Consider the following 10285-nt stretch of genomic DNA (forward strand, 5'->3'; position numbering starts at 1 on the left):
TCCGCCCTTCGAGATAACCATGCGCCCCGCCCGTGCCCTGATCGACCTGCAAGCCCTGCGTCACAACTACCAACTGGCCCGTGACCTGGCTGGCGCCCGTGCGCTGGCGGTGGTCAAGGCCGATGCCTACGGGCATGGCGCGGTGCGTTGCGCCCAGGCGCTGCAGGCGGATGCCGACGGCTTCGCCGTGGCATGTATCGAAGAGGCGCTGCAACTGCGCGCAGCGGGCATCACCGGGCCCATTCTGTTGCTCGAGGGGTTCTTCGAGGCCAGCGAGCTGGCGCTGATCGACGAGCATGACCTGTGGTGCGTGGTGCACGCCGGCTGGCAGTTGGAGGCCATCGAGCAGGCGGACTTGAAGCGCCCATTGAGCGTCTGGCTCAAGCTGGACAGCGGCATGCATCGTGTCGGTTTCCACCCGGCCGATTATCAGGCCGCCTACCGCCGCCTGCTGGCCAGCGGCAAGGTGGTAAAGATCGTGCTGATGAGCCACTTCTCCCGCGCCGACGAGCTGGGCTGCAGCCGCAGCGATGAGCAACTGGCGGTGTTCCAGCAGGCCCGCGAAGGTCTGGCCGCCGAGGTCAGCCTGCGCAATTCGCCGGCCTTGCTGGGCTGGCCGAGCATCCCCAGTGACTGGTCGCGGCCCGGCATCATGCTCTATGGCGCCACGCCGTTCGAGCAGGCCCAGGACGTCGCCGCCCGGCTGCAGCCGGTGATGACCCTGGAGTCGCGCGTCATCAGCGTGCGTGACCTGCCGGCCGGCGAGCCGGTCGGCTACGGCGCGCGCTTCGTCAGCGAGCGTGCAACGCGGGTCGGCGTGGTCGCCATGGGCTATGCTGACGGTTACCCGCGTCACGCGCCGACCGGCACCCCGGTGCTGATCGACGGCCAGCCATCGCGGATTATCGGTCGGGTATCGATGGACATGCTCACCGTCGACCTCAGCGACCTGCCAGGCGCTGGCCTGGGCAGCCGCGTCGAGTTCTGGGGCCGTGGCGTGCTGGCCAGCGATGTCGCCATGGCCGCCGGCACCATTCCCTACCAGCTGTTCTGCAATGTGCGGCGGGTGCCGCTGGTCTACAGCGAAGCCTAGGCGCGATGGACTCCCGGGTGTTCGGACTGTTGTAAATACTGAACACTGTCGCCATGATAAGACCACTTTTCATGGCTTCACTGAGGGTATCCAACATTGGACGTCGGTCTTCGCCTGCAATCGATCCGCAAGCAAAAGGGGCTTTCCCAGCGCGAACTCGCCAAGCGGGCGGGGGTTACCAACAGCACCATCTCGATGATCGAGAAGAACAGCGTGAGCCCGTCGATCAGCTCGTTGAAAAAGGTGCTGGCCGGCATTCCGATGTCGCTGGTGGAATTCTTCTCCCTGGAAGCTGAGCAGGACAGCCAGGTGCAGGTGGTCTACCGCGCCAGTGAGCTGACCGATATCCACAGCGGCGCGATCACCATGAAGCTGATCGGCAAGGCCCATCCCAGCCGCGCCATTTCCTTTCTCGACGAAACCTACCCGCCGCACAGCGACACCGGCCTGGAGATGTACGCCCACGAGGGCGAGGAGACCGGCATGCTGGTGGAAGGGCGCCTCGAGCTGACCGTCGGTGACGAGGTGTTCATTCTCGAGAGCGGCGACAGCTACTACTTCGAGAGCAGCAAGCCGCACCGCTTCCGCAATCCCTTCGATCAGCCGGCGCGCTTGATCAGCGCCACCACGCCCGCCAACTTCTAGGGTCTGTTCCCGTTTCACGCACGACCGCGCCGGAGCCAGTTTTTGCGCGAGGCAAGGGCCGCGCCCGCTCCCGGCGGGCTTGCGGCATTTCCCACATCCATGTGGGTCACACAGATGCGAAGTTTGGCAGGCCAAATGAGCCATCGAGTAACGCCGCATCGCGCAAAAACTGGCCCGGCCCTCCGGGTTGCGCGGGAAATGACCTCCGCTGTCGTTGCAGGACTTGGCAAGGGAGCGACCATTCCCTGCGTCCTGCGCCTAACCGGAGGCCATTTCTCGCGGCAACGCGGCTCGCGCTGAAATGGGAACAGACCCTAGGTCGGCGCACGGCAATCTGCGCCGCCGTTGATCTGCGTCATGGGTTGGCTGATCCCGCCGTTTCGGCCAGTCGGTATACTTTGCCGGCTTGCGAAACCGTGGCCGAGCCACCCATGAGGGCATCTGAGTGAACCCAATTAGAAGCATGCTGGTCGCGCCGGCCATCGCCCTGGCGCTATGGGCCGTGACGGCTCAGGCGAATACCGATGAGGCGATCGCCGAGCGGATCAAACCCGTCGGGCAAGTGTGCATCGCCGGTCAGGAATGCAAAGGTGTCGAGGCCGTGGCAACCGCAGCCGCGGGTGCGGCGCGCAGCGCCGACGACATCATCGCCAGGCACTGCACCGCCTGCCATACCACGGGCCTGCTGGGCGCGCCGAAGATCGGCGACACCGCGGCCTGGAAGGATCGTGCCGACCACCAGGGCGGGCTTGACGGCATCCTTGCCGCGGCCATCAACGGCATCAACGCCATGCCGCCGAAGGGCACCTGTGGCGACTGTTCGGACGACGAGTTGCGCGCTGCCATCGAGAAGATGTCCGGGCTCTGACTCGAGGCATTTTGTCGTCGTACCAAGCCGCCGTCAGGCGGCTTTGTTGTTTCAGGCTGATGACGACATGCAGCAAAAGGCGCAGCGGGGGAGTCCAAAGAGGACGATCCCGACCGTTGGCCTGGAGAACCGCATGCCCCAATCCCGCACCCTCGAGCAAGCTGTCGACCACGTGCTGAGCACCATCGACGGGCCGATTCATCTCGGCCTGCCCCTCGGCCTGGGCAAGCCCAACCGCTGGGTCAACGCACTGTATGCGCGGCTGCGCGAGATGCCCGAACGGCAGCTGACCATCTACACGGCGCTGTGCCTGGGACGTCCGCGGGCCGAGCAGGAACTGCAGCAGCGCTTTCTCGACCCCTTCGTCGAGCGGGTTTACGGCGATTACCTGGAGCTGGATTTTCTCGCTGACCTGCAGGCCGACAGGTTGCCGCCCAACGTGCGTATCGAGCAGTTCTTCCTGCAGCCCGGCAGCCTGCTCGACAGCGCGCCGACCCAGCAGGACTACACCAGCAGCAACTACAGCCACGCCGCCCGTGACCTGAACGCCAAGGGCGTCAACGTGGTGGCCCAGCTGGTCGCGACAGACGCCGCGCGCCCCCAGCACTTCAGCCTCAGCTGCAACCCGGACATCACCCTCGACCTGCTGCCGATGCTCCAGGAGCGGCGCGCCCGCGGCGAAACCATCCTCTGCGTAGCCCAGGTTCACGAGCAGTTGCCGTACATGGCGGGCGATGCCGAGCTGCCCCGCGAGGTCTTCGATATCCAGCTGCAGGAGAGCGAAGCCAGCACGCTGTTTTCCACGCCTAACATGCCGGTCACCGTGCAGGATCATTGCATCGGCCTCTATGCCAGCACCCTGGTACGCGATGGCGGCAGCCTGCAGATCGGCATCGGCGCGATGGGCGATGCGGTCAGCGCCGCGCTGCTGCAACGCCATCGCGACAACCCGGCGTACCGCGCGGCACTCGATGATCTGCAGGGCGGCCAGGTGCATCCGCTCTGCAATACGTTGGGTGATCTGCAGCCGTTTCGAACCGGGCTGTACGGCTGCAGCGAAATGTTCGTCAACGGCCTGCTGGACCTGGCCGAGGCCGGGGTGATTCGCCGTGTCGTCTACCCGGACGTACGCGTGCAGCGCCTGGCCAGTGCCGGTGCCCTGGATGCCAGTGGCCAGCCGCGCAGTGTTCAAGCGATGCTCGATGCCGGTCTGCCCACGCGCCTGGATGACGCCGCGCTGGCCTGGATGCAGGAGGGCGGGCTGTTGGACGCCAACCTGAAGATGCAAGGCGAGAACCTGCTGCTGCCCACCGATCAGCAATGCTCGACCGACCTGGCCGATCCCCTCAGCCAGGCGGCCCTGCGTGATTACCTGACGCCCGCCGCGCACGGCGTGGTGGTGCACGGCGGCTTCTTTCTCGGGCCGCAATCCTTCTACGAGCGCCTCAATGCCATGACGACGGAGCAGCGCAGCCGTTTCGGCATGACCGGCATCGGCTTCATCAACGAGCTGTACGGGCAGGAAGAACTGAAGCGGCTGCAGCGCGTGGATGCCCGCTTTATCAACAGTGCCTTCACCGTCACCCTGCTCGGCGCGGCGGTGGCCGATCAGCTGGAAGATGGCCGTGTGCTCAGCGGCGTCGGTGGGCAGTACAACTTCGTTGCCCAGGGCCACGCGCTGCCTGGCGCCCGCTCGATTCTGCTGCTGCGCAGCTGGCGCGAGTCGGCCGGTGAGGTCAGCTCCAACATCGTCTGGGAATACGGCCACGTGACCATTCCCCGCCACCTGCGTGACGTGGTGATCACCGAGTACGGCATCGCCGACCTGCGCGGCAAGACCGACTCCCAGGTGATCGAGGCGCTGCTGGCCGTGAGTGATTCACGCTTCCAGGGCGAGCTGATGGCGCAAGCCATCGAGGCCGGAAAACTGCCCAAGGATTTTCGCCTCGACGCGCGCTACGCCGACAACACGCCCGAGCGCCTCGAGCAGGCCGCCGCAGGCCACCGGCCGGTGTTCGCCGAGTACCCGTTAGGCAGCGATTTCAGCGATGAGGAGCAAGCACTGTTGCGGGCGCTGACCTGGCTGAAGGGCAAGTTTCGTTTGAGCGAAGTGCTGGAGCTAGGCAAGGCGGCGTTCGATGCGCCGCCTGCCGAGGCGTTTCCAGAAGCCCTGCAGCGCATGGGCCTGGAGCGGCCCGAGGGTTTGCGCGAGGAGCTTTACCAGCGTCTGGTGCTGGCCGGGCTGCAGGCTACTCGAGAAAGGTGACCTTGCCGCCTTCCAGAGACTTGATGCGCGCCAGGGATTCGATCCGGTAACCCTGGGCGTCCAGGGTGCTGCGACCGCTCTGGAAGGACTTCTCGATCACCACGCCAATACCGGCGATGCTGGCGCCGGCCTGACCGACCAGGTCGATCAGCGCCTTGGCGGCGTGGCCGTTGGCCAGGAAGTCGTCGACCAGCAGCACGTGATCATTGGCGTTCAGATGCTTGGAGGAAATCGCCAGGGTGCTCTCGGTCTGCTTGGTGAAGGAGAACACCTTGGAAATGTACAGGTTGTCCTTCAGCGTCAGCGACTGGTACTTGCGGGCGAAGATCACCGGCACACCCAGTTCCAGGCCGGCCATCACGGCCGGTGCGATGCCCGAGGCCTCGATGGTGACGATCTTGGTGATGCCCTGACCCTTGAAGCGCTCGGCGAATTCGTGGCCGATCTCCTGCATCAGCTTGGGATCGATCTGGTGATTGAGAAAGGCATCGACCTTGAGCACCTGCTCGGAGAGGACGGTACCTTCACTGCATATCTTTTGTTTCAACGACTCCACGATCGATCCTCTGGGCTCTAGAGCAAAGCGGCGGATTTTCGCTCAAATTGCCGATCATTTGTAGCGAAAACACAGCACGCGCCATCCGCTCGTCCATTGCCGCGCCCAGCCGGGCGCTCAGGCGCTGCGCGTCAGCCGGCGCAGGATGTCCCGCGGAATGCCGCGCGGGTCCAGCGGCAACTTGTCCGGTGCCGGCTCCAGGCCCAGTTCGAACAGCCAATTGAGAGCGTATTCGCGCAGTTGCTTCTGCTCGTACTCCTGCCATTGCTGGCGCAGGGCGGGGAAGTAATCGATTTCGTAATCGAAGGCCTTGAGCGGTTTACGGCCGGTCAGCGCGGCGCTGAGCAGCGGGTGGGCATTGAGGTCGTTGAGGGTGAACAGAAAGGATTCGCGCATCGCCACGCGCTGGGCCACGTCGAGGTTGGGCACGTGGGCGTAACGGTCGGGGTTGAGCTGTACCTGCTGGCGCTCATCGCTGCCCTGGTCTTCCGGCGACAGGGTCAGCACCGTGCCGGCTTCCATGTCGAGCCAGTGTTCGAGGGTTTCACGGCCGTTGATCAGCTGGGTCAGGGTGTCGAGGTCGAGAGTGAGCGTGCGCATGGTGCCGGGCCTCTGCAAGGGGAGCTGACGATGACGGGCCGGCTGCTGGAGCCGGCCTCTCACTCTGACTACGAAATGTTGCACTGGTGCCCGTCGGGATGGTGGGCTCGGTGAAAAGGTCACCTGGGTCGAGCTATGCGACACCCAGGTCGATTTTCCGGGTGTCGCATAGCTCGACCCGGTCTACCGGTTCATGCTTTCAACGCTTGAGCATCGCTCGCATGCTGGCCAGGGCGTCGTTGCCGCGGGCCGCCTTGACCTCCACCGGCGCCTCTTCCTGGCCCTCCCAGACCAGATCCTCCGGCGGCAGCTCGTCGAGGAAGCGGCTTGGTGTGCATTCGATGATCTCGCCGTACTGCTTGCGCTTGGCGGCGAAGGTCAGCGCCAGGTTGCGCTTGGCGCGGGTGATGCCCACGTAGGCCAGGCGGCGTTCTTCCTCGATGGTGTCGGATTCGATGCTGGAGCGGTGCGGCAGGATCTCCTCTTCGAAGCCGATGATGTATACCGACGGAAACTCCAGGCCCTTGGAGGCGTGCATGGTCATCATCTGCACGCCGTCTGCGCCTTCTTCTTCTTCCTGCTGGCGTTCGAGCATATCGCGCAGCACCAGTTTGCCGATGGCATCCTCGATGGTCATGTCTCCCTCTTCGTCCTTGTCGAGGGTGTTTTTCAGGGCGTCGACCAGAAACCACACGTTGCCCATGCGCGCATCGGCGACCTTGTCGCTGGAGGCGTTCTGGCGCAGCCAGTTCTCGTAGTCGATGTCCATGACCATGCTGCGGATCGCGGCGATCGGCTCGTTGACCACGCACTGCTCGCGCACGCCGTCCATCCAGCGCTTGAAGCGCGCCAGGCGCTCGGTATAACGGCTGTCCAAGTGCTCGCCGAGGCCGATCTCGTCGCTGGCCGCGTACATGCTGATCTTGCGCTCGTTGGCGTAGTTACCGAGTTTTTCCAGGGTCGTGGAACCGATCTCCCGGCGCGGCACGTTGATCACCCGCAGGAAGGCGTTGTCGTCGTCCGGGTTGACCAGCAGGCGGAAGTAGCTCATCAGGTCCTTCACTTCCTGGCGGGCGAAGAAGCTGGTGCCGCCGGACAGGCGATAGGGAATCTGGTGGTGCTGCAGCTTCAGCTCCATCAGCTTGGCCTGGTAGTTGCCACGGTAGAGAATGGCGAAATCGCTGTAGGGCCGCTGGGTGCGCAGGTGTTCGGTGAGAATCTCCAGGGCCACGCGCTCGCACTCGGCGTCTTCGTTGCGGGTGCGGATCACGCGGATTTCGTCACCCATGCCCATCTCGCTCCACAGCTGCTTCTCGAAGGCGTGGGGGTTGTTGGCGATCAGCACGTTGGCGCACTTGAGGATGCGGCTGGTGGAGCGGTAATTCTGCTCGAGCATCACCACCTTGAGCGACGGGTAGTCTTCCTTGAGCAGGTTGAGGTTCTCCGGCCGTGCTCCGCGCCAGGCGTAGATGGACTGGTCGTCGTCGCCGACCACGGTGATCTGGTTGCGCATGCCCACCAGCAGCTTCACCAGCAGGTACTGGCTGGAGTTGGTGTCCTGGTACTCGTCGACGAGCAGGTAGCGGATACGGTTCTGCCACTTTTCCAGAATGTCCTGATGCTCCTGGAACAGCTTGACCGGCAGCAGGATCAGGTCGTTGAAGTCCACCGCGTTGTACGCCTTGAGCGTGCGCTGGTAATGCAGGTAGACGATGGCCGCGGTCTGCTCTTTGGGCCCGCGGGCGTTGGCCAGGGCTTCGTCGGGCAGGATCAGGTCGTTCTTCCAGCTGTCGATGTAGTTTTTCACCTCATCGGCGCCATCGTCGCCGGCGTACTCCTTCTGCATGATGTCGGTGAGCAGCGCCTTGATGTCGCCATCGTCGAAGATCGAAAAACCGGGTTTGTAGCCCAGGCGCGCGTACTCCTTGCGGATGATGTTCATGCCCAGGTTGTGGAAGGTCGACACCGTCAGGCCGCGGGCTTCGGCGCCCTTGAGCAGGGTGCCGACACGTTCCTTCATCTCGCGCGCGGCCTTGTTGGTGAAGGTCATGGCGACGATGTGCTGGGCGCGGATGCCGCAGTTCTGCACCAAGTGGGCAATCTTGCGGGTAATCACGCTGGTCTTGCCGGAGCCTGCGCCGGCGAGCACCAAAAGAGGGCCGCCGACGTAGTTCACGGCTTCCTGTTGCCGGGGATTGAGTCGGGACATCGTGTCTATCGCAGAAGAAAATGGCCGCGCATTTTAGCCGAAAGTCGGCGGCCATTTCGTGCCTTTGCTGCAGCAGCCGACAACCGTGCTCGCGAGCACGTTCACGGCGCTTGTTTGCGCCGATGGGCTTGTCGTTTACCGGGGTTTTGTCGCAGGATGTTCGCCGATTTACACGGAAGTGATTGATTTGACGCCGGATGTGGCGCACTCAGAAGCGCCATGGGCGCTCATCTTTTTCGTGCATCGGGGGATTTTTCTTGAGCGCATTCGTCGAGCCGTTGCGCCTGGTACTGCTGGCGGAGGCGCCGCAGTGGAGCGAACTGCTGCGCGAGCGCCTGGATGCCGTCGGCGGGCCTATGCCCCTGAGCTGCGCCGCCAACTGGCCGGATGCCCGGCAACTGCTCGACGACGCCGGCGAGGCGGTGTTGCTGACCACTCCGGCGCACTTGCCGGACTCGCGGCGCTGCACGGCGCCGATCATCCTGTTGCTGGAGCAGGAACCGGCCGACACGCCGCCCCTGGTCTGCGACTGGCTGGTGCGCGATCAACTGAGCCCCGATGTGCTGCGCCGCAGCCTGCGCTACGTGCGTGAGCAGGGCCGCCTGCGCCTGACCGTGCAGCGCCTGGCCGAACAGGACGCGCTCACCGGCATCGCCAACCGCCAGGGCTTTCATACCCTGCTGGCGGCGCGCCTGGCCGAACAAGGCCGTCGCGGCTTGGCGCTGATCCAGCTGGACCTGGACAACTTTCGCCAGGCCAACGACGCCCTCGGTCATCGCGCTGGTGACCAACTGATCCAGCAAGTGGTGGCGCGGCTCAAGCAGTACCTGGAGCGCGGCGATCAGATGGCGCGGCTCGGTGGCGATGAATTCGCCCTGCTGCTCGACAGCCACGATGATCTCGAACGCCTGCATGGCCGCGTGCAGCACCTGCTCGAAGCGCTGGGCGAGCCGTACTGGCTGGAGGGCGAGAGCCTGCTGCTTGGCTGCAGCCTCGGCGTGGCCCTGGCCAAGCCGGCGAGCACCGCCGATAGGCTGATGTGGCACGCCCATATCGCCATGCAGCAGGCCAAGAGCCGTCACGGCTGCACCTACCATTTATACGACGAACGCCTGGACCACGGCATGCGCAGCCAGGTCGACCTGCAGCGCGAACTGCGCCGGGCGCTGCGCAAGGGCGAGTTGCAGCTGCATTACCAGCCCAGGTTCTGCCTGCACAGCGGCAGCATCGTCGGCCTGGAAGCCCTGGTGCGCTGGCAGCACGAACGGCATGGGCTGCTGATGCCCGGCGAGTTCGTGCCGCTGGCCGAGGAATGCGGGCTGATCGTGCCGCTCGGCTACTGGGTGATCGACCGCGCGATGCGCGACATGCAGTGGCTGCGCGAGCGTGGCCATCCGGCGTTGCACATGGCGGTCAACCTGTCGTTCCGCCAGTTCCAGGACAGCCAGCTGTTGCCGACCCTGGAGCGGCTGATCGACAGTTGCGGCATCGACAGCCACTGGCTGGAGTTCGAGCTGACCGAAACCGCGGTGATGCGCCGCAGCGAATACGTGCTGCAGACCATGCGCCGCCTGGGCCACCTGGGCGTGCGTTTCTCTCTGGACGACTTCGGCACCGGGTTCTCGTCGTTCGAGCACCTGAGCAATCTGCCCATCGCCCTGCTGAAGATCGACCGCAGCTTCGTCACCGGCATGGAGCTGCGCCCGCAGAGCCAGCAGCTGGTGCAGGCGATGATCAGCCTGGCCCACAACCTCGACCTGCAGGTGGTCGCCGAAGGGGTGGAAAACCTCGAGCAGCTGCGCCTGCTGCGCGAGTTCGGCTGTGATCAGGTGCAGGGTTACCTGATCAGCCGCGCCGTGCCCCGCGCCGAGCTGGACGATGTGCTGACCCGGGCGCGGGTGTCGCCGCCCGGTTCACGGCAGCGCGACGCCTGACTTTACGCGAGGGTCTGTTCCCGTTTCACGCACGGCCGCGCCGGAGCCAGTTTTTGCGCGAGGCAAGGGCCGTGCCCGCTCCCGGCGGGCTTGCGGCATTTCCCACATCCATGT

At 64.7% G+C, this 10285-nt stretch carries 8 protein-coding genes; 5 read left to right on the top strand and 3 right to left on the bottom strand.

Translation table 11 applies throughout. The features are described from left to right. Positions 1-19: 19 nt before the first annotated feature. The 4 genes from alr to BVH01_RS17660 all read left to right on the top strand — a co-directional run bounded on the left by alr (position 20) and on the right by BVH01_RS17660 (position 4872). A complete protein-coding gene (alr, locus tag BVH01_RS17645) occupies positions 20-1093 on the top strand; it encodes an alanine racemase (RefSeq protein ID WP_075931559.1) in 1074 nt (357 codons plus the stop codon). A gap of 96 nt (positions 1094-1189) precedes the next feature. After that, a complete protein-coding gene (locus BVH01_RS17650) occupies positions 1190-1738 on the top strand; it encodes a cupin domain-containing protein (RefSeq protein WP_075931560.1) in 549 nt (182 codons plus the stop codon). 445 nt (positions 1739-2183) lie between these two features. After that, a complete protein-coding gene (locus tag BVH01_RS17655; protein WP_075931561.1) occupies positions 2184-2606 on the top strand; it encodes a cytochrome c5 family protein in 423 nt (140 codons plus the stop codon). A 133-nt stretch (positions 2607-2739) separates the two neighbouring features. Beyond that, positions 2740-4872 (top strand): acetyl-CoA hydrolase/transferase C-terminal domain-containing protein, encoded by a 2133-nt coding sequence (locus BVH01_RS17660; RefSeq protein ID WP_075931562.1) that lies wholly within the window; start codon positions 2740-2742, stop codon positions 4870-4872. On the opposite strand, the gene BVH01_RS17665 is transcribed toward BVH01_RS17660, so the two are convergent. The 3 genes from BVH01_RS17665 to rep all read right to left on the bottom strand — a co-directional run bounded on the left by BVH01_RS17665 (position 4856) and on the right by rep (position 8237). Next, positions 4856-5428, bottom strand: coding sequence for a xanthine phosphoribosyltransferase (locus tag BVH01_RS17665; RefSeq protein WP_013789825.1), 573 nt, complete (start codon positions 5426-5428; stop codon positions 4856-4858). The genes BVH01_RS17660 and BVH01_RS17665 overlap by 17 nt on opposite strands. Before the next feature lie 117 nt (positions 5429-5545). After that, complete coding sequence (locus BVH01_RS17670; RefSeq protein ID WP_075931563.1) at positions 5546-6028, bottom strand: UPF0158 family protein; 483 nt, start codon at positions 6026-6028, stop codon at positions 5546-5548. Between the two features lie 199 nt (positions 6029-6227). Continuing rightward, positions 6228-8237, bottom strand: a complete 2010-nt coding sequence (rep, locus tag BVH01_RS17675; protein ID WP_075931564.1) for a DNA helicase Rep — start codon at positions 8235-8237, stop codon at positions 6228-6230. Positions 8238-8494: 257 nt separating this feature from the next. On the opposite strand from rep, the gene BVH01_RS17680 reads away from it, so the two are divergent. Continuing rightward, positions 8495-10171 (top strand): bifunctional diguanylate cyclase/phosphodiesterase, encoded by a 1677-nt coding sequence (locus BVH01_RS17680; protein ID WP_075931565.1) that lies wholly within the window; start codon positions 8495-8497, stop codon positions 10169-10171. Positions 10172-10285 lie beyond the last annotated feature (114 nt).

The organism is Pseudomonas sp. PA1(2017) (assembly GCF_001945375.1).
Classification (GTDB): Bacteria; Pseudomonadota; Gammaproteobacteria; order Pseudomonadales; family Pseudomonadaceae; genus Aquipseudomonas.

What these genes read in the sequence shown, in the direction of transcription:
- alr (WP_075931559.1), top strand. Translation starts at nt 20, where the DNA reads ATGCGCCCCGCCCGTGCCCTGATCGACCTGCAAGCCCTGCGTCACAAC.
- BVH01_RS17660 (WP_075931562.1), top strand. Translation starts at nt 2,740, where the DNA reads ATGCCCCAATCCCGCACCCTCGAGCAAGCTGTCGACCACGTGCTGAGC.
- BVH01_RS17670 (WP_075931563.1), bottom strand. Translation starts at nt 6,028, where the DNA reads ATGCGCACGCTCACTCTCGACCTCGACACCCTGACCCAGCTGATCAAC.
- rep (WP_075931564.1), bottom strand. Translation starts at nt 8,237, where the DNA reads ATGTCCCGACTCAATCCCCGGCAACAGGAAGCCGTGAACTACGTCGGC.